Source organism: Erwinia sp. 9145, assembly GCF_000745075.1.
In the GTDB taxonomy this organism is placed as follows: domain Bacteria; phylum Pseudomonadota; class Gammaproteobacteria; order Enterobacterales; family Enterobacteriaceae; genus Erwinia; species Erwinia oleae.
Map to the genome: position 1 here is coordinate 672,240 of NZ_JQNE01000001.1, position 18,264 is coordinate 690,503.

The 18,264-nt window shown below is 55.1% G+C and carries 14 protein-coding genes, 4 tRNA genes and 3 rRNA genes; 14 read left to right on the forward strand and 7 right to left on the reverse strand.

The features are described 5' to 3' along the window. Nucleotides 1-275 precede the first annotated feature (275 nt). From FA91_RS03265 to FA91_RS03300, 8 genes are all read left to right on the forward strand, one after another. Nucleotides 276-1,817: ribosomal RNA gene (locus FA91_RS03265) — 16S ribosomal RNA — on the forward strand. A gap of 73 nt (nt 1,818-1,890) precedes the next feature. Beyond that, nucleotides 1,891-1,967 (forward strand) — tRNA-Ile (locus FA91_RS03270). 149 nt (nt 1,968-2,116) lie between these two features. Beyond that, nucleotides 2,117-2,192 (forward strand) — tRNA-Ala (locus FA91_RS03275). Nucleotides 2,193-2,390: 198 nt separating this feature from the next. After that, a 23S ribosomal RNA gene (locus FA91_RS03280) occupies nt 2,391-5,395 on the forward strand. A 76-nt stretch (nt 5,396-5,471) separates the two neighbouring features. Then, nucleotides 5,472-5,587 (forward strand): 5S ribosomal RNA (gene rrf / locus FA91_RS03285). The 16S, 23S and 5S rRNA genes sit together here with 3 tRNA genes alongside, the layout of an rRNA operon. A gap of 101 nt (nt 5,588-5,688) precedes the next feature. Further along, a tRNA-Asp gene (locus FA91_RS03290) sits at nt 5,689-5,765 on the forward strand. Nucleotides 5,766-6,054: 289 nt separating this feature from the next. Further along, nucleotides 6,055-6,858 carry an endonuclease/exonuclease/phosphatase family protein gene (locus FA91_RS03295; RefSeq protein WP_034912503.1) on the forward strand — a complete coding sequence of 268 codons (804 nt, stop codon included), beginning with the start codon at nt 6,055-6,057 and terminating at the stop codon, nt 6,856-6,858. 55 nt (nt 6,859-6,913) lie between these two features. Next, nucleotides 6,914-7,681: a class I SAM-dependent methyltransferase gene (locus FA91_RS03300; protein WP_034912506.1), complete on the forward strand. Its 768-nt coding sequence runs from the start codon at nt 6,914-6,916 to the stop codon at nt 7,679-7,681. A 58-nt stretch (nt 7,682-7,739) separates the two neighbouring features. On the opposite strand, the gene mltD is transcribed toward FA91_RS03300, so the two are convergent. After that, nucleotides 7,740-9,107, reverse strand: a complete 1,368-nt coding sequence (gene mltD / locus FA91_RS03305) for a murein transglycosylase D (RefSeq protein WP_034912508.1) — start codon at nt 9,105-9,107, stop codon at nt 7,740-7,742. A gap of 71 nt (nt 9,108-9,178) precedes the next feature. Then, complete coding sequence (gene gloB / locus FA91_RS03310) at nt 9,179-9,934, reverse strand: hydroxyacylglutathione hydrolase (RefSeq protein WP_034918882.1); 756 nt, start codon at nt 9,932-9,934, stop codon at nt 9,179-9,181. A gap of 43 nt (nt 9,935-9,977) precedes the next feature. Between gloB and FA91_RS03315 the strand changes: the two genes are divergently transcribed. Continuing rightward, complete coding sequence (locus FA91_RS03315; RefSeq protein ID WP_034912510.1) at nt 9,978-10,715, forward strand: methyltransferase domain-containing protein; 738 nt, start codon at nt 9,978-9,980, stop codon at nt 10,713-10,715. Here FA91_RS03315 and rnhA read toward each other — a convergent pair. Continuing rightward, nucleotides 10,700-11,167, reverse strand: coding sequence for a ribonuclease HI (gene rnhA / locus FA91_RS03320; RefSeq protein WP_034912512.1), 468 nt, complete (start codon nt 11,165-11,167; stop codon nt 10,700-10,702). The genes FA91_RS03315 and rnhA overlap by 16 nt on opposite strands. A gap of 51 nt (nt 11,168-11,218) precedes the next feature. Between rnhA and dnaQ the strand changes: the two genes are divergently transcribed. Together dnaQ and FA91_RS03330 are read left to right on the forward strand one after the other, a co-directional pair. Beyond that, entirely contained in the window at nt 11,219-11,953 is a 735-nt protein-coding gene (gene dnaQ, locus FA91_RS03325; RefSeq protein ID WP_034912514.1) for a DNA polymerase III subunit epsilon, read from the forward strand. A 124-nt stretch (nt 11,954-12,077) separates the two neighbouring features. Continuing rightward, nucleotides 12,078-12,154, forward strand: a tRNA-Asp gene (locus tag FA91_RS03330). Between the two features lie 58 nt (nt 12,155-12,212). Here the strand turns inward: FA91_RS03330 and FA91_RS03335 are convergent. Then, the gene (locus FA91_RS03335; protein ID WP_034912517.1) at nt 12,213-13,700 is read right to left on the reverse strand and encodes an NCS1 family nucleobase:cation symporter-1; all 1,488 of its coding nucleotides are present in this window, start codon (nt 13,698-13,700) and stop codon (nt 12,213-12,215) included. A gap of 145 nt (nt 13,701-13,845) precedes the next feature. On the opposite strand from FA91_RS03335, the gene FA91_RS03340 reads away from it, so the two are divergent. From FA91_RS03340 to puuE, 3 genes are read left to right on the forward strand one after another with little or no spacing between them, the layout of a single operon-like run. Further along, on the forward strand, nt 13,846-14,565 hold the full coding sequence (locus FA91_RS03340; protein WP_034912520.1) for a GntR family transcriptional regulator: 720 nt from the start codon (nt 13,846-13,848) through the stop codon (nt 14,563-14,565). After that, complete coding sequence (hpxA, locus tag FA91_RS03345; RefSeq protein WP_034912521.1) at nt 14,562-15,302, forward strand: allantoin racemase; 741 nt, start codon at nt 14,562-14,564, stop codon at nt 15,300-15,302. Before FA91_RS03340 ends, hpxA begins: the two co-directional genes overlap by 4 nt. A gap of 26 nt (nt 15,303-15,328) precedes the next feature. Then, nucleotides 15,329-16,312 (forward strand): allantoinase PuuE, encoded by a 984-nt coding sequence (puuE, locus tag FA91_RS03350; RefSeq protein ID WP_034912524.1) that lies wholly within the window; start codon nt 15,329-15,331, stop codon nt 16,310-16,312. Here the strand turns inward: puuE and hpxZ are convergent. From hpxZ to hpxX, 3 genes are read right to left on the reverse strand one after another with little or no spacing between them, the layout of a single operon-like run. Next, nucleotides 16,296-16,676: an oxalurate catabolism protein HpxZ gene (gene hpxZ, locus FA91_RS03355; protein ID WP_197060513.1), complete on the reverse strand. Its 381-nt coding sequence runs from the start codon at nt 16,674-16,676 to the stop codon at nt 16,296-16,298. The two genes, puuE and hpxZ, sit on opposite strands and share 17 nt — an antisense overlap. An 8-nt stretch (nt 16,677-16,684) precedes the next feature. Continuing rightward, complete coding sequence (locus FA91_RS03360) at nt 16,685-18,073, reverse strand: AtzE family amidohydrolase (RefSeq protein ID WP_034912525.1); 1,389 nt, start codon at nt 18,071-18,073, stop codon at nt 16,685-16,687. After that, a complete protein-coding gene (gene hpxX, locus FA91_RS03365; RefSeq protein WP_034912526.1) occupies nt 18,070-18,258 on the reverse strand; it encodes an oxalurate catabolism protein HpxX in 189 nt (62 codons plus the stop codon). The genes FA91_RS03360 and hpxX overlap by 4 nt, the downstream gene beginning before the upstream one ends. Nucleotides 18,259-18,264 lie beyond the last annotated feature (6 nt).

The window sequence follows — 18,264 nt, forward strand, 5'->3', positions numbered from 1 at the left end:
GACGCCCGGCGCTGAATGATGAAGAGAAAATTCTGTAAAACAGGGTTGACTCTGTAAGAGGAAAGCGTAATATACGCCACCTCGCGAACCGCCGGTTAAGCCGCGTTCGCACTGCTCTTTAACAATTTATCAGACAATCTGTGTGGGCACTCGCAGGATTGATATCACAGCCTTCGGGCGAATGAACTATCAAGTCTTTGTTGAGTGAACACGTAATTCATTACGACGTTTTAATTCACAGAGCATCGCCATCCACGTGATGGCAAATCAGACTTTAATTGAAGAGTTTGATCATGGCTCAGATTGAACGCTGGCGGCAGGCCTAACACATGCAAGTCGAACGGTAGCACAGAGGAGCTTGCTCCTCGGGTGACGAGTGGCGGACGGGTGAGTAATGTCTGGGGATCTGCCCGGTAGAGGGGGATAACCACTGGAAACGGTGGCTAATACCGCATAATCTCGCAAGAGCAAAGTGGGGGACCTTCGGGCCTCACACTACCGGATGAACCCAGATGGGATTAGCCAGCTGGTGAGGTAACGGCTCACCAGGGCGACGATCCCTAGCTGGTCTGAGAGGATGACCAGCCACACTGGAACTGAGACACGGTCCAGACTCCTACGGGAGGCAGCAGTGGGGAATATTGCACAATGGGCGCAAGCCTGATGCAGCCATGCCGCGTGTATGAAGAAGGCCTTCGGGTTGTAAAGTACTTTCAGCGGGGAGGAAGGGTGAAGAGCGAATAACTTTTCACATTGACGTTACCCGCAGAAGAAGCACCGGCTAACTCCGTGCCAGCAGCCGCGGTAATACGGAGGGTGCAAGCGTTAATCGGAATTACTGGGCGTAAAGCGCACGCAGGCGGTCTGTTAAGTCAGATGTGAAATCCCCGGGCTCAACCCGGGAACTGCATTTGAAACTGGCAGGCTTGAGTCTCGTAGAGGGGGGTGGAATTCCAGGTGTAGCGGTGAAATGCGTAGAGATCTGGAGGAATACCGGTGGCGAAGGCGGCCCCCTGGACGAAGACTGACGCTCAGGTGCGAAAGCGTGGGGAGCAAACAGGATTAGATACCCTGGTAGTCCACGCCGTAAACGATGTCGATTTGGAGGCTGTGAGCTTGACTCGTGGCTTCCGTAGCTAACGCGTTAAATCGACCGCCTGGGGAGTACGGCCGCAAGGTTAAAACTCAAATGAATTGACGGGGGCCCGCACAAGCGGTGGAGCATGTGGTTTAATTCGATGCAACGCGAAGAACCTTACCTGGTCTTGACATCCACGGAATCGGGCAGAGATGCCTGAGTGCCTTCGGGAGCCGTGAGACAGGTGCTGCATGGCTGTCGTCAGCTCGTGTTGTGAAATGTTGGGTTAAGTCCCGCAACGAGCGCAACCCTTATCCTTTGTTGCCAGCGATTCGGTCGGGAACTCAAAGGAGACTGCCGGTGATAAACCGGAGGAAGGTGGGGATGACGTCAAGTCATCATGGCCCTTACGACCAGGGCTACACACGTGCTACAATGGCGCATACAAAGAGAAGCGACCTCGCGAGAGCAAGCGGACCTCATAAAGTGCGTCGTAGTCCGGATCGGAGTCTGCAACCCGACTCCGTGAAGTCGGAATCGCTAGTAATCGTGGATCAGAATGCCACGGTGAATACGTTCCCGGGCCTTGTACACACCGCCCGTCACACCATGGGAGTGGGTTGCAAAAGAAGTAGGTAGCTTAACCTTCGGGAGGGCGCTTACCACTTTGTGATTCATGACTGGGGTGAAGTCGTAACAAGGTAACCGTAGGGGAACCTGCGGTTGGATCACCTCCTTACCAGAAGATACTTTTTTGCGCAGTGTCCACAACAGATTGTCTGATAGAAGTAATGAGCAGAAAAAACCTCTACAGGCTTGTAGCTCAGGTGGTTAGAGCGCACCCCTGATAAGGGTGAGGTCGGTGGTTCAAGTCCACTCAGGCCTACCAAATTTCACCTCATGCGGCGTTATGCGCGCGGTCGTTTACGTAAGTAAACTTCCCTTCCGCATGCCTTGCCTGAGAAGAAATTAACGTGTTTTCCGCAGGGAAAAGACGTGACTCGGTTGAGTGGTAGTAAAGGTCTCTGCACACTGTATGGGGCTATAGCTCAGCTGGGAGAGCGCCTGCCTTGCACGCAGGAGGTCAGCGGTTCGATCCCGCTTAGCTCCACCATGCAGTCTGAAATCACTTCAGAGCGTACCGGTAACGGTGTGCTGTGAAGTATTTGCTCTTTAACAATCCGGAACAAGCTGAAAATTTGAAAACGACATAGTGGGTCACTCTTCGTATAAAGAGTGGCGCAAACACTATGGTCGGGTCTCTCAAATGCCTGCAACAGCATGTGTCCTCCGGGACGCTTGTGGGTTGTGAGGTTAAGTGACGAAGCGTACACGGTGGATGCCCTGGCAGTCAGAGGCGATGAAGGGCGTGCTAATCTGCGATAAGCGTCGGTAAGGTGATATGAACCGTTATACCCGACGATACCCGAATGGGGAAACCCGGTGCAATCCGTTGCATCATCGCAACATGAATACATAGTGTTGCGAGGCGAACCGGGGGAACTGAAACATCTAAGTACCCCGAGGAAAAGAAATCAACCGAGATTCCCCCAGTAGCGGCGAGCGAACGGGGAGGAGCCCGGAACCATCATCAGCGGTTGCGTCAGTGGAAGCGTCTGGAAAGTCGCACGATACAGGGTGAAAGTCCCGTACACGAAGATGCAGCCGTTGTGAGTTCGAAGAGTAGGGCGGGACACGTGGTATCCTGTCTGAATATGGGGGGACCATCCTCCAAGGCTAAATACTCCTGACTGACCGATAGTGAACCAGTACCGTGAGGGAAAGGCGAAAAGAACCCCGGCGAGGGGAGTGAAACAGAACCTGAAACCGTGTACGTACAAGCAGTGGGAGCCTCATTTATGGGGTGACTGCGTACCTTTTGTATAATGGGTCAGCGACTTGTATTCTGTAGCAAGGTTAACCGTATAGGGGAGCCGAAGGGAAACCGAGTCTTAACCGGGCGTTAAGTTGCAGGGTACAGACCCGAAACCCGGTGATCTAGCCATGGGCAGGTTGAAGGTTGGGTAACACTAACTGGAGGACCGAACCGACTGATGTTGAAAAATCAGCGGATGACCTGTGGCTGGGGGTGAAAGGCCAATCAAACCGGGAGATAGCTGGTTCTCCCCGAAAGCTATTTAGGTAGCGCCTCGTGAATTCATCTCCGGGGGTAGAGCACTGTTTCGGCTAGGGGGCCATCCCGGCTTACCAACCCGATGCAAACTGCGAATACCGGAGAATGTTATCACGGGAGACACACGGCGGGTGCTAACGTCCGTCGTGAAGAGGGAAACAACCCAGACCGCCAGCTAAGGTCCCAAAGTCATGGTTAAGTGGGAAACGATGTGGGAAGGCCCAGACAGCCAGGATGTTGGCTTAGAAGCAGCCATCATTTAAAGAAAGCGTAATAGCTCACTGGTCGAGTCGGCCTGCGCGGAAGATGTAACGGGGCTAAACCATGCACCGAAGCTGCGGCAGCGGACGTATCACTTAAGGCGCTTAACGTGACGGCGAAGCCGGCACGTTCAAGCCACAACAACGTTGAGTCGGTCTGCGAACTGACAACAACGAAGCGTCTTAAGGATACGTCCGTTGGGTAGGGGAGCGTTCTGTAAGCCGTTGAAGGTGGACTGTGAGGTCTGCTGGAGGTATCAGAAGTGCGAATGCTGACATAAGTAACGATAAAGCGGGTGAAAAGCCCGCTCGCCGGAAGACCAAGGGTTCCTGTCCAACGTTAATCGGGGCAGGGTGAGTCGACCCCTAAGGCGAGGCCGAAAGGCGTAGTCGATGGGAAACAGGTTAATATTCCTGTACTCGGTGTTACTGCGAAGGGGGGACGGAGAAGGCTATGTTGGCCGGGCGACGGTAGTCCCGGTTTAAGCGTGTAGGTGTGTGTTCCAGGCAAATCCGGTTCACTTTACACTGAGGCGTGATGACGAGGCACCACGGTGCTGAAGCAACAAATGCCCTGCTTCCAGGAAAAGCCTCTAAGCATCAGGTAACACAGAATCGTACCCCAAACCGACACAGGTGGTCAGGTAGAGAATACCAAGGCGCTTGAGAGAACCCGGGTGAAGGAACTAGGCAAAATGGTGCCGTAACTTCGGGAGAAGGCACGCTGGTGTGTAGGTGAAGTCACTTGCTGACGGAGCTGAAGCCAGTCGAAGATACCAGCTGGCTGCAACTGTTTATTAAAAACACAGCACTGTGCAAACACGAAAGTGGACGTATACGGTGTGACGCCTGCCCGGTGCCGGAAGGTTAATTGATGAGGTTATCCGTAAGGAGAAGCTTTTGATCGAAGCCCCGGTAAACGGCGGCCGTAACTATAACGGTCCTAAGGTAGCGAAATTCCTTGTCGGGTAAGTTCCGACCTGCACGAATGGCGTAATGATGGCCAGGCTGTCTCCACCCGGGACTCAGTGAAATTGAACTCGCTGTGAAGATGCAGTGTACCCGCGGCAAGACGGAAAGACCCCGTGAACCTTTACTACAGCTTGACACTGAACACTGAGCCTTGATGTGCAGGATAGGTGGGAGGCTTTGAAGCGTGGACGCCAGTCTGCGCGGAGCCATCCTTGAAATACCACCCTTTAATGTTTGGTGTTCTAACCTTGCGCCGTGATCCGGCGCGGGGACAGTGTCTGGTGGGTAGTTTGACTGGGGCGGTCTCCTCCCAAAGCGTAACGGAGGAGCACGAAGATTGGCTAATCACGGTCGGACATCGTGAGGTTAGTGCAAAGGCATAAGCCAGTTTGACTGCGAGAGTGACGGCTCGAGCAGGTGCGAAAGCAGGTCTTAGTGATCCGGTGGTTCTGAATGGAAGGGCCATCGCTCAACGGATAAAAGGTACTCCGGGGATAACAGGCTGATACCGCCCAAGAGTTCATATCGACGGCGGTGTTTGGCACCTCGATGTCGGCTCATCACATCCTGGGGCTGTAGCAGGTCCCAAGGGTACGGCTGTTCGCCGTTTAAAGTGGTACGCGAGCTGGGTTTAGAACGTCGTGAGACAGTTCGGTCCCTATCTGCCGTGGGCGCTGGAGAATTGAGAGGGTTTGCTCCCAGTACGAGAGGACCGGAGTGAACGCACCACTGGTGTACGGGTTGTCATGCCAATGGCACTGCCCGGTAGCTAAGTGCGGAACGGATAAGCGCTGAAAGCATCTAAGCGCGAAACCAGCCTCGAGATGAGTTCTCCCTGAGTCCTGGCGACTCCTGAAGGGACGTTGAAGACGACGACGTTGATAGGCCGGATGTGTAAGCGCAGCGATGCGTTGAGCTGACCGGTACTAATGACCCGAGAGGCTTAACCTTACAACGCCAGAAGCGTTCTGGTGGTATTGAGAGACGAAGAAGAATTTTCAGCGGATGTTCCGGATAACAGAATTTGCCTGGCGGCTTTAGCGCGGTGGTCCCACCTGACCCCATGCCGAACTCAGAAGTGAAACGCCGTAGCGCCGATGGTAGTGTGGGGTCTCCCCATGTGAGAGTAGGGAACTGCCAGGCATCATATTAAGGTTCATACGAACCGTGACCTCTCCGGTGACGCGGAAAGGGCGACATACCTGATATCAGAAGCAACATTCTGAATTCAGTCCAGAATCGGTGGAGCGGTAGTTCAGTTGGTTAGAATACCTGCCTGTCACGCAGGGGGTCGCGGGTTCGAGCCCCGTCCGTTCCGCCACATTACAAGGCCCTGAGTCATAAGACTCAGGGCTTTTTTTTGCCCGCTATTCCTTATCTTAAGGTGGTTGGTGCTGTCATTGCATGCACCTGGTATGACAGTGGTCGGCGGTCGTATGGACAGAACAGAATGCGTCAGCCGTGACAGGTAAAGATAAGTGGCTATCAGTCGCATATGTTTACTGTCGAATTGGCGTTATTAGCTGCCTGCGATTGAAAGTCTGTCCTAAAGCCCCTATAACTGAAAGCTATAGCAATCTATTTAGCGGTAACTGACGCCAGGCGGTAAAGTGCGAAAAAAGACGTATGCCATGAGGTATGTAGCGGGACAGCCAGCGGAACAGATCTTTCCGCCAGGAGCCATGCTGCATGTGGGTAAGGCGTTGCCCCCGGGTGCCCCACTGACAACCGAGTCGTCATTACGCGTGCTGGTCTGGAACATTTTCAAACAGCAGCGCGCAGACTGGCTTTCGGTGCTGCAAAACTTTGGTAAAGATGCGCATCTGGTGCTGCTTCAGGAAGCGCAAACGACGCCGGAGTTGGTGAAATTCGCTACGACTCACTATCTCGCCGCCGATCAGGTTCCCGCCTTTGTCCTGCCTCAACACCCTTCGGGCGTGATGACTCTTGCCTCAGCACATCCTGTATACTGCTGCCCGCTACGGGAACGTGAGCCTTTGCTGCGCTTATCAAAATCGGCGCTGGTTACCGCTTATCCCTTACCTGATAACCAGATGCTGATGGTGGTGAATATTCATGCTGTTAATTTCAGTCTCGGTATTGATGTGTACAGCAAGCAGCTTGATCCCATTGGCGAGCAAATTATCCATCATCAGGGGCCGGTGATCATGGCGGGTGATTTCAATGCCTGGAGCCGACAGCGCATCAACGCGTTATATAATTTCGCCCGTGATATGGGGCTGGAAGAGGTAGGCTTTACTGACGATCATCGACGTAAAGCGTTCGGGCGTCCTCTGGATTTCATTTTCTATCGCGGCATGGGCGTGGCGGAGGCTTCGGTACTGGTGACTCGCGCTTCCGATCATAACCCTCTACTCGTCGAATTCCATCCGCGCAAACCTGCGCTTCTCTGAATACCTCTGGCAGGACCCGGCCCCTGCCTGCACGCGCACCCGATAAGGAGAATGAATGGCAACGCATCATCATGACAATGTCGATAGTCAGTTTGGCGATCGCGCAGAAGCCTATCTGAGCAGCGCCCTGCACGCCAGCGGGCGCGACCTGCTTAAGCTGGAAGAGTGCCTGGCAGGAGAGAAAGAAGCACGCCTGTTGGACGTGGGTTGCGGCGGTGGGCATGCAAGCTATCTCGCTGCTCGACATGTATCCAGCGTCGTCGCTTACGATCTTTCAGAAAAAATGCTCAACGTGGTTAATGAAACCGCCAAATCGCGTGGCTACAGTCATCTCACCACGCAGCAGGGCTACGCCGAACGCCTGCCTTTTGATGATCAACAGTTTGATATTGCCATCAGCCGCTATTCCGCTCATCACTGGCACGATCCGGGACGTGCGCTGCGGGAGATCAATCGGGTATTAAAACCAGGCGGCAAAGTCATCATTATGGACGTTAGCGCGCCCGGAAATGCCTTGCTGGACATCTGGTTGCAAACCATTGAAGCGCTAAGAGACACCTCGCACGTCAAAGACTATGCGCCAGGTGAATGGCTGAGTATGTTTACCGAGGCGGGACTGGCCATTACCGGCGTCAGTCAGGACAGGTTACAGCTTGAATTTTCGAGCTGGATTGAACGTATGCGAACGCCGACGGTAATGGTTGAGGCGATCCGCGCCTATCAGCGCTCAGCCAGCGACGAGGTTCAGCGCTATTTCGAGCTTCAGCCAGACGGCAGTTTCAGTAGCGATATCATTTTTGTTGAAGCGTTCAGGCCTTATTAGTTGGCCTGAGACGTAAAAAAAAAGCCAATCTGATGATTGGCTTTTTTATTGCGGAGGCTCAGCTGTCAGGCGTTGAGGTATTACTCACAAAAAGCGTTAGCTTATCGCCAGGCTGAAGATCTTTAGTTTCGCTGCTGTTCCAGCGTAACAGATCTTCCATGTTCACACCGTGGCGTTTGGCGATGCTGGCCAGAGAATCACCCTTACGAACCCTGTAGGTGATGCTGTTGCCATTATCGGCCAGGCTGGTCGCGTTTCCGCTACCGCCCAGGCTCAGCGTCTGTCCTGGTTTAATACTGCTGGCGCTGCTCAGGTTATTCGCGCGTTGCAGATCCTTCACCGGGATGTTGAGGCGTTTGGCTATGCCAGACAACGTGTCGCCGTTACGAACCTTATACGAACCTGATGCCAGAGCGCCAGGCTGAACCGCTGCTATATCACCAGATGCTAACGAACTGCGAAGCTTTGCGACATTCGATTTAGGCACCATAATGTAGTGCGGTCCGTTAGGGCCCGTGCTGCTTCGTTTGTAACCCGCATTAAAGCTTTTCAGCTTGCTCAGCGACATCCCTGCCATATCAGCAGCCTGAGTCAGTTCAATCTGCTGACCGATTTCCACCCTTGCTAATGCGCGGGTTTCATTAGGTGTCGGCAGACGCACGCCGTACTGCTTATTCTTTTTAAGAATGTCGCCAAGCGCCAACATTTTTGGTACGTAAATCGTCGTTTCGCGCGGCAGTGATAAAGACCAGAAGTCCGTCGGTTTCCCGCGCGCCTTGTTGGCTTTAATCGCTTTCATAACGCGCCCTTCGCCGCTGTTATATGCCGCGATGGTCAGCAACCAGTCGCCGTCAAACATGCGGTTCATTCGCTCCATCATGTCCAGCGCGACTTTCGTCGAGGCCACGATATCACGACGCCCGTCGTACCACTGGGTTTGCTTCAACCCGTAATGACGCCCCGTTTGCGGCACTATCTGCCAGATGCCAGCGGCATCGGCGGCAGAGGTAGCATGGGGGTCAAAAGCGCTCTCCACTATGGGTAGTAGTACCAGTTCCATCGGCATCTTACGTTGCTTAATCTGCTCGACAATCCAGTACATATACGGCTCTGCCCGTAATGTTACATCGTGGAGATAGCTCTTGTTTCTTAAATATTTTTGCTTCTGTTCGCGTATCCGGGAATTTTCCGGAACCTTCATCTTCAACTCGGTGCTAATGAAACTCCACAAACCCTGTTCCTGCGTCACGCTGGTCCCATCGTCCTGCCAGCGTGGAGACAGCAAGCGGTCTGTGTCTTTTACGTTTTCATTTTGACCTGCTGAAGACAAACTCTGTGCATGTTGTTCAGGATCGCCGGCATCGTGCTTGTTTGCCTGGCACCCAACCAACAAGACCGAGGCGAGTAATATCGCTTTAGCCTTCATGTGTGTGTCAATTTGTCGCTTAAAAGACGAGCAACTATACGTGCATGGTTAAACCAATACAACCCGAAAAATCAAAAATTGTCTTTCTTCTCGCGTAGCGTTGCGAAAACCTGATATTCATGTTGTGGAGATGTTTCGAAGCCAATAATCTTTTGTAAATCATCTTCTTGCGTTCTTAGAAAAACATTTATTCTGCGTTCTAAAGCCAGTTTTGTCGGCAAGGTGACCTGTTTTTTTACCCGTAACTCCTTAATTTCATGGTAGTAGCGCGCTATTTCGACATCATTTGGAAAAATTGCGTTGGAAAACGTTAAGTTTGATAACGTATATTCATGTGCGCAACAGATTAACGTTTCTTCGGGAAGCTGGTTAATCTTTTGAAATGACTCAAACATTTGCTCGGGCGTACCTTCAAATAAACGCCCGCAACCGCCAGAAAACATCGTGTCACCACAGAAAAGGTAAGGAAAACTAAAATATGAGATATGTCCTAAAGTATGGCCAGGCGTATGGAGGATGGTAAAGTCACGGTCCAGGAGGGTGAGAGTGTCCCCTTCAGTAACGATCTCCGTCGCGCCCTTGTCCTGGGTTTCATTCGGCCCATAAACCACCAACCCGGGAAATTTTTCCCGCAGTTTTTTTACGCCGTCCACATGGTCGCCGTGATGATGTGTCAATAAAATGGCCACGGGCTGCCACTGATTTTCGTCGAGCGCTTTCAGCACGGGTGCCGCTTCGCCAGGATCGACAATCAGGCACTGACCTGCTTCGTTATTTAATGTCCAGATGTAGTTGTCCTGAAGAGCCGGAATACTGGTAAGATTCATCATCGCCTCATTTTTGGCCTGAGTGTAAAGAAGATGGTAGAGCATGAAGCCCGCTAAAACACGTCAAATTCGTCAGGTTCCGCAGCGTTGGGCTGATATGCCCTGGGGCGAGTTTTACCGTGACGCGCTGACCAAACATCTCCAGCCCTGTCTGGCTAAGATGTATGGTTTTCATCTGTTAAAGATAGGACAACTTAGCGCTGAAATAGATACCGATAAGTGCGCCATTTCGCATCAGGTCAATGTGGCGTTGAGCGGTGAGTCGTTACAGGTACAGGCCGATCCGCTGAGCCTGCCGTTTGCATCGAAATCCGTGGACGCCTGCCTGCTGGCGCATTGCCTCGCCTGGAGCAGCGATGCGCATCGCATTCTGCGGGAGGTGGATCGCGTGCTGGTTGATGATGGTTGGATCATCGTCAGCGGTTTTAATCCTTTTAGCGTACTGGGTATAGGAAAGCTGATCCCTGGTCTGCATCGTCGTGTGCCCTGGAACAGCCGCATGTTCACACAGATGAGAATGATGGACTGGCTGAGCCTGCTCAATTATGAAGTTGTGCAGCGCACACGCTTTCAGGTGCTGCCGTGGAACCGGCAGGGCGGCAAGGTTATCAGCACGCATTTTCCGGCACTGGGTTGTTTAAGCATTATCGTTGCCCGCAAGCGCACCTTTCCCCTTATTCGCAATCCGGCGAAAAGAGCCGCCCTGAACAGACAACTGAGTCCGGCGGTGAGCGCCACCAGCCGGCTGCACGCGCGCTGTAACGATCAGGACGCGGACTGATAACCAATATCGTCGAACGCCGGGCTGCCGGCAGCCGCGCGCGCCAGCTCGTCACAGCGCTCGTTCTCTGCATGTCCGGCATGGCCTTTTACCCACTCCCAGCGTATTTGATGATGGCTTAAGGCGGTATCGAGTCGTTTCCACAGATCAACATTCTTCACCGGCTTTTTGTCGGCCGTTTTCCAACCGCGTTTTTTCCAGTTATGGATCCAACTGGTGATCCCCTGTCGGACGTACTGGCTGTCGGTGCTGATCACCACTTCACACTGCTGAGTCAGCGCTTCCAGGGCGACGATGGCCGCCATCAGTTCCATACGATTATTGGTGGTGAGGAAATAACCGGCGCTGAAGGTTTTTTCATGTTTGCCATAGCGTAAAATCGCGCCATAACCGCCGGGGCCGGGGTTGCCCAGGCACGATCCATCGGTGAAAATTTCTACCTGCTTCACCATCTCTGGTAGACTCCGTACTGAAAAACGCCAAGTCTGACATAAACGGGTCCTATGAGCACAGTAAATACAACGCGTCAGATCGTTCTTGATACTGAAACCACCGGTATGAACATGATTGGGGTGCACTACGAAGGGCATCGCATCATTGAAATTGGTGCCGTTGAGGTAGTGAACCGCCGTCTGACCGGTAACAACTACCATGTTTATCTCAAGCCCGATCGCCTGATCGATCCCGAGGCGTTCGGCGTGCACGGCATTGCCGATGAGTTTCTTGCCGACAAACCCACTTTTGCCGATATCGCTGACGAATTTATCGCCTGGATCAACGGTGCAGAGCTGGTTATTCATAATGCCTCGTTTGATATCGGCTTTATGGACTACGAGTTTTCGAAACTGGGGCGCAATATTCCCAAAACCGAGACCTTCTGTAAGGTAACCGACAGTCTGGCGATGGCGAGGAAACTGTTTCCCGGCAAGCGCAACAGCCTGGATGCACTCTGTTCGCGCTATGAGATAGACAACGGGCGTCGAACCCTCCATGGGGCGCTGTTGGACTCCGAAATTCTTGCAGAGGTGTTCCTGGCGATGACCGGCGGGCAGACCTCGCTGGCGTTTTCCATGGAAGGCGATCGACAGGAGCAAACCGGCGGCGACACCATCTATCGCATTGCGCGACCCACATCAGGTCTGCGCGTGATTTCGGCCAGTGATGACGAGATAACCGCCCATGAAGAACGTCTCGATTTAGTGATGAAGAAGGGCGGAAGCTGCCTCTGGCGGGCCTGAGTGCCGCAGACAGCAAAGAGAGGGCGAAAAAACGCGCAGTCGGTTGGATTGGCAGAGAAAAAGCGTTGACGCCCGTTCGACCTCACCGTAATATCCAGCCCGTTCCCGACGGGGAACACCGCGCGGAGCGGTAGTTCAGTTGGTTAGAATACCTGCCTGTCACGCAGGGGGTCGCGGGTTCGAGCCCCGTCCGTTCCGCCAATATTCAGAAAGCCTGACTCAGTAATGAGTCAGGCTTTTGTCGTTTTGGGCCTTGCTCTTAATCTACCGCCATTTTCCCGTTAAAGCCTTTTACGGATCGCTCAAGTTCATTGCGAGCAAACCAGCGATAGCAGCCTGCCGACAACGCAACGCCAATGAACCAGCTAAAATTGGCAACGTTATGCAGGGAAGGAATAAAGCTGATGGTCAGGCCGATCGCGACCGACGGCACCAGCGCGGCAATGGCTTTCGGGTTAAAACCACCGCGATACCAGTACTTTCCTGTTGGCGTGTCATCAAACAGGTCGTCAACGAAAACCTTTCCACGCTTGATGATATAAAAATCACACAACAGAATGCCGAACAGCGGCCCGATAAAGGCGCCCAGCACGTCCAGCGTGTAGTGAATAACCTCTGGCGACTGGAAAAGGTTCCACGGCGTCAGCAGCACCGAGCCGACGGCGGCGATCATCCCACCGGTACGAAAGCTGATTTTCTGCGGCGAACAGTTAGAAAAATCAAAGGCGGGCGAAACAAAATTCGCCACGATATTGATACCGATGGTGGCGGTAATCATCGTCAGCAGTCCAATGGCCACCGCCAGATCGCTGCCAACCATACTGACCGTCTCAATCGGATCGGTGATCATACGGCCAAACAGCGACTGCGTGCCGGAGACAATCACCACGGTCACCACGGAAAACAACAGAAAGTTAAAAGGCAGACCCCAGCGGTTGCCGCGACGAATTTCCCCCATGCTTTTGCCATAGCGCGAGAAGTCGCCGAAGTTCAGCAGCGGGCCGGAAAAATAGGAAACCACTAAGGCGGTAGCGGTAATCATCTGCCATACCTGCTCGCCGCCGGAAAGCACTTTACTGGCAAGCGTTAGCGAAATACCGTCAAAACCGGTTTTGTATACAATCCATCCTGCCAGCGCCAGCATTACCACGTAAACCGCAGGCCCGGCGATATCAATAAAGCGCTTAATCGCACGCATTCCATGCCAGAACACCATCGCCTGCGCAAACCACATTATGCCGAAACAGATCCAGCCGAGCTGGGAAAGCCCCAGCCAGGATGCCTGCGTCATCGACGCCAGCGACGGCCAGAACTTCAGCGAAACCAGCATCAGCGCATTGGCCGCAAGGTAAGTCTGAATGCCGTACCAGGCAAATGCGATCAGGCCGCGGATCACCGCCGGAATGTTGGCGCCAAAGACGCCGAACGCCTGACGACAAATCACCGCGTAGGGCACGCCCGTCATCTGGCTGGGTTTGGCCACCAGGTTGGCGCAAAGCTGCACAATACAGATCCCCGCAAGCAGGCACAGCAGCACCTGCCAGCTCGCCAGTCCCAGCGTGAAGAAGCTGGCGGCCACCACGTAGCCGCCCATGCTGTGTACATCCGACATCCAGAAAGAAAAAATGTTGTACCAGTTCCAGTTGCGATCGCGCGTGGGCGCCAGATCTTCATTACACAGCCGTGGGCTGTAGTTTGCGTGGGCTTCAACCGCCGACGCCGGGGTGACATTCTGACTGTTTGGCATGAAACCTGCTCCTGTGAAGTGAACCGAATGCCCGATGGGTCAGGGTGAATAGTGCAAGGTCCAGGCCAGAATCCGATCTTGTATACAAAAAGTTAAATTCAGGTATACGATTACGGGTGAAAAATGAGGGGTTTTGGAGCAAAAAATGAACAGTGAAACCAGCCTGAAAACGGCTTCTGACCTGCCGGAGCGGGATGAGCCCATTTATCAGGCGCTGATGTCAGCGATTGTCGAACATCAGCTCTTGCCGGGCAGCAAACTGCCGGAAGAAGCGCTTGCCGGGGTGTTCGGCGTCAGCCGCACCGGCATCCGCAAAGTGCTTCAGCGCCTCGCGGCGGTGCAGATGGTGATATTAACGCCCAGACGCGGTGCGCTGGTTGCCTCTCCCTCGGTCAGCGAAGCGCGGGACATCTTTACAACGCGCTCGCTGCTGGAGTGCGCCAACCTGCCTGCGGTGCTGGAGCACTGCCAGCCCGCTCATCTGCTGGCGCTGGAAGCGGTGATCCGGCATGAGCAGCAGGCCCACGACGAGGGCGATGGCCCGGCGGCGATCCGTTTTTCTGCGGCGTTTCATATCCAGCTGCATGCCATTTCCGGCAATCAGGTGCTCACTGAGATGGTGACGCGTTTGTCTCAGCGTTCGTCGCTGGCGATTGCCGCCTGGAGCGCGCCCTGGCAGCAGGGCTGCCGCTGCAACGATCACGACAGGCTGATCGCATTATTAAGAAATAAAGCGCTGGAACCGCTTTCTGACGCATTGCGGCAACATTTTGAACATATCGTTGCCACATTGCGCTTTGAACGTGCTGGCGAAACGCTGCCTGATTTCGCCAGGCTGTTTGCGCACAAAGGAGTTAATCAATGACGGAAAAACAGATTATTCAGGTGATCAATCCGAATACCAGCCTGGCGATGACTGAAACCATCGCGGCGGCAGCGCGCGCCGTGGCTGGCCCGCAGACCGACATCGTGGCGGTTTCTCCGGCGCAGGGCGTACCGTCCATCGAAGGGCACTTTGACGAAGCGGTTGCCGCCATTGGCGTGCTTGAGCAAATCAAAGCGGGGCGCAACGCCCACGGACACGTCATCGCCTGCTTTGGCGATCCGGGGCTGCTGGCGGCGCGTGAGCTGGCGCGCGGGCCGGTGGTCGGTATTGCGGAGGCGGCGATGCATATGGCGACGATGGTCGCCACGCGCTTTTCCATCGTCACCACGCTGCCGCGCACGGTGATCATTGCGCGTCATCTGCTGCGTCAGTACGGCTTTGAGCACCACTGCGCGGCGTTGCATGCGATTGATTTACCGGTACTGGCGCTGGAAGACGGCAGCGGTCTGGCGCAGCAAAAAGTGCGTGAAGGCTGTATACAGGCGATGCGTCGGGACGGCAGCGGGGCGATCGTTCTGGGCTGCGGCGGCATGGCCACGCTGGCGCGCGAGTTGACGCATGAGCTGGGCATTCCGGTGATTGACGGCGTGGGCGCGGCGGTGAAAATGGTGGAATCGCTGGTGGCGTTAGGATTATCCACCAGCAAACATGGCGATTTGGATTATCCCCTCCAAAAAACACTGTCAGGTCAGTTTGAGCGCCTAAACTTGCTGTAAACCGGCCTGAACAAAGGATAGCAATGATGACCGATGCCGCAGAAAAAAAAGAGTACAGCTTTAATAAGAATTACCCGCGCGATCTGAGGGGCTACGCGGGCAACCCGCCTCATGCGGCCTGGCCCGGCGAGGCGCGCATCGCCGTGCAGTTTGTACTCAACTATGAAGAGGGCGCAGAAAGCAATGTGCTGCATGGCGATACTGCTTCCGAGCAGTTTCTTTCCGATATCATCGGCGCGGCGAGCTACCCGGAACGTCATATGTCGATGGACTCCCTCTATGAATACGGCTCCCGCGCAGGTTTCTGGCGCATTCATAATGAGTTTAAAAAGCGGAATTTGCCGCTGACGGTTTTTGGCGTGGCGATGGCGCTGGCGCGGCATCCGGAAGTGGTCGAGGCGATCAAAGAGGCCGATTATGACGTGGTCAGCCACGGCTGGCGCTGGATCCACTATCAGAATATGGACGCAAAAACCGAGCGGCAGCATATGCAGCAGGCCATCGACACGCTGCGCGACCTGTTCGGCAAAGCGCCGACCGGCTGGTACACCGGGCGCGACAGCCCGAATACGCGGCGGCTGGTGGTGGAGCAGGGCAGCTTTACCTACGACAGCGACTACTACGGCGACGATCTGCCCTTCTGGACGCAGGTGAGCTGTCAGGATGGCACGGTCAAGCCGCACCTGATTATTCCCTATTCGCTGGAAACCAACGACATGCGCTTCGCCACGCCGCAGGGATTTAACACCGCCGAGCAGTTCTATACCTATCTGAAGGACAGTTTCGACGTGCTGTACGAAGAAGGGGAAACCTCGCCGAAAATGCTCTCCGTGGGCATGCACTGCCGCCTGCTCGGCCGTCCGGGCCGTTTCAAAGCGCTTCAGCGCTTTCTCGACTACCTTGAGCAGCACGACGGCGTGTGGATCTGTACCCGTCAGCAGATTGCCGACCACTGGCTGACGGCGCATCCGGCGGAGGAGGTCAAAAACTCCGTCAGCTCATCACGCTGACCTGCGCCGCGACAATGCGCCAGCCAGCGGCAAACTTCACCCAGGTTTGCTGCTGGCGACCAATTTTGTCGCTGCCTTCACGGGTGAATTCGGTGCTGCATACCGCGTAGTCTTCGCCAAAGGTCACAATCACCGTATTCCGTAGCCGACGATCCAGCCCGACGGACGGGCGTGCGGCGCGAAATGCGCTTATCGCCTCAATGCCGTAAAGGTTTTCTCCGGCGCCGAGCCGCACGGTGCGTTCGTCGTGCCAGAACAGCATGTCCAGCGTGGCGATATCGTTGGTTACCAGCGCCAGTTCATAACGGTAAAATGCGTCGCTGACCTCGGCCAGCACGGCGGGGCGATTGATGTCGCTATTCATAATGATACTCACAATGTTGCCGACAGGGCTTGCGCCACGCCGCGTTGCTCCAGCGCATACGCCGCGCGCAGGCAGGCCTGTTCATTAAAAGGGGCGGCGATGAGCTGCACACCGATGGGCAGCCCTGACGTTGTTAACGGAACCGTGGTGACCGGCAGGCCGAGAAATGAGATCGGCTGGGTCAGCATGCCCATGCTGGCGCGGATCGGCAAATCGGTCTGATTAATCTGCATGGTCTCCTCGCCAATCAGCGTTGCGCGACAGGGCGTTGCGGGCGCGATCAGCAGGTCGAACTGTCTGAAATGCGCCAGCACCTGCTGTTGAAAATAGCGGCGAAAACGCTGCGCCTGCACGTACCACGCCGCCGGGATCATCGCCCCGGCCAGCAAGCGCTCGCGCGACAACGGTTCCATGCGATCCGGCGCGTTGCGCAGCGCCGGAAGATAGTGATTGCCGCCTTCCGATGCGGTGATCATAAAGGCCGCGCTGCGCGCCAGTTCCGCTTCCGGCAGCGTTATCTCATCCTGCGCGTTCAGCGCCTTTGCCACCGCCGCGACCGCGCCGCGCGCGGCATCGTCGCACCACGTCGTAAAATAACCGCCCAGCACGCCAACGCGCAGCCCTTCCGTACCTCGCATCAGCAACGGCGAGACGGGCTGAACCGCTGTGTCTGACTGGAAGCGGTCATCCGCATCATGCCCTTGCAGAGCGTCATAAACCCGCGTCAGATCGGCGGTACTGCGGGCGAACGGGCCAATATGGTCGAGGCTGGCAACAAACGGCTGAGTGCCGCTACGGGAAAGTCGTCCAAAGGTGGGCTTCAGGCCAAAAATGCCACACAGCGAAGCCGGCACGCGAATTGAACCGTTGGTATCGCTGCCGAGAGAAAAATGCACCAGTCCGGCGGCAACCGCCGCTGCCGAGCCGCCGGACGATCCACCGGCAATGCGGCGCAGATCGTGCGGATTGCGCGTGGCGCCGTAGTGGCTGTTTTCAGTGGTGAAACCGTAGGCATACGCATCCATATTCAGCATGCCGGTCAGCAGGCCGCCCGCCTCAGCGGCTTTCCGCACCGCCCAGCTATCGCGCACCGCCGCCGGGCGTTCACTGAACAATCGGGCGCCGGCCAGCGTGGTATAGCCCGCGACGTCAAACAGGTTTTTGACCGCATAAGGCACCGCCGCCAGCGGCGGCAACGGTTGCCCCGACTGACGCAGACCATCGATGCGCTGCGCTTCCGCCAGCAGTCGATCGCGGGTAATCGCTGTCCAGGCATTCATTTTCGGGTTATCGCGTTCAATATTGCGCAGCGTCTGTCGGGCAATATCGACCGCGCAGAGTTCACCGCGCCTGAGCGCCGTTTGTAACTGTTCAATTGACAGATCGTTGAGCGTCATGGCTGATACACTCCGGCGACTTCAAGGCGATCGTCGAGCGGGAACGCCATCAGCGGTTCAGCCATGGCGGCGATGCGCGTGAACTGCACCAGCAGTTCAGCACGGCGCGATGGGTCGAGCGGAACATCCATCAGACTCTCCATCTGCGCCAGCCAGGCGGCGAGTTCCTGTTGATTTTGCTTCATCGTTTT

What these genes read in the sequence shown, in the direction of transcription:
- gloB (WP_034918882.1), bottom strand. Translation starts at nt 9,934, where the DNA reads ATGAATCTTACCAGTATTCCGGCTCTTCAGGACAACTACATCTGGACA.
- FA91_RS03360 (WP_034912525.1), bottom strand. Translation starts at nt 18,073, where the DNA reads ATGACGCTCAACGATCTGTCAATTGAACAGTTACAAACGGCGCTCAGG.
- FA91_RS03340 (WP_034912520.1), top strand. Translation starts at nt 13,846, where the DNA reads ATGAACAGTGAAACCAGCCTGAAAACGGCTTCTGACCTGCCGGAGCGG.
- mltD (WP_034912508.1), bottom strand. Translation starts at nt 9,107, where the DNA reads ATGAAGGCTAAAGCGATATTACTCGCCTCGGTCTTGTTGGTTGGGTGC.
- FA91_RS03315 (WP_034912510.1), top strand. Translation starts at nt 9,978, where the DNA reads ATGAAGCCCGCTAAAACACGTCAAATTCGTCAGGTTCCGCAGCGTTGG.
- puuE (WP_034912524.1), top strand. Translation starts at nt 15,329, where the DNA reads ATGACCGATGCCGCAGAAAAAAAAGAGTACAGCTTTAATAAGAATTAC.
- dnaQ (WP_034912514.1), top strand. Translation starts at nt 11,219, where the DNA reads ATGAGCACAGTAAATACAACGCGTCAGATCGTTCTTGATACTGAAACC.
- hpxX (WP_034912526.1), bottom strand. Translation starts at nt 18,258, where the DNA reads ATGAAGCAAAATCAACAGGAACTCGCCGCCTGGCTGGCGCAGATGGAG.
- rnhA (WP_034912512.1), bottom strand. Translation starts at nt 11,167, where the DNA reads ATGGTGAAGCAGGTAGAAATTTTCACCGATGGATCGTGCCTGGGCAAC.
- FA91_RS03300 (WP_034912506.1), top strand. Translation starts at nt 6,914, where the DNA reads ATGGCAACGCATCATCATGACAATGTCGATAGTCAGTTTGGCGATCGC.
- hpxA (WP_034912521.1), top strand. Translation starts at nt 14,562, where the DNA reads ATGACGGAAAAACAGATTATTCAGGTGATCAATCCGAATACCAGCCTG.
- hpxZ (WP_197060513.1), bottom strand. Translation starts at nt 16,676, where the DNA reads ATGAATAGCGACATCAATCGCCCCGCCGTGCTGGCCGAGGTCAGCGAC.
- FA91_RS03335 (WP_034912517.1), bottom strand. Translation starts at nt 13,700, where the DNA reads ATGCCAAACAGTCAGAATGTCACCCCGGCGTCGGCGGTTGAAGCCCAC.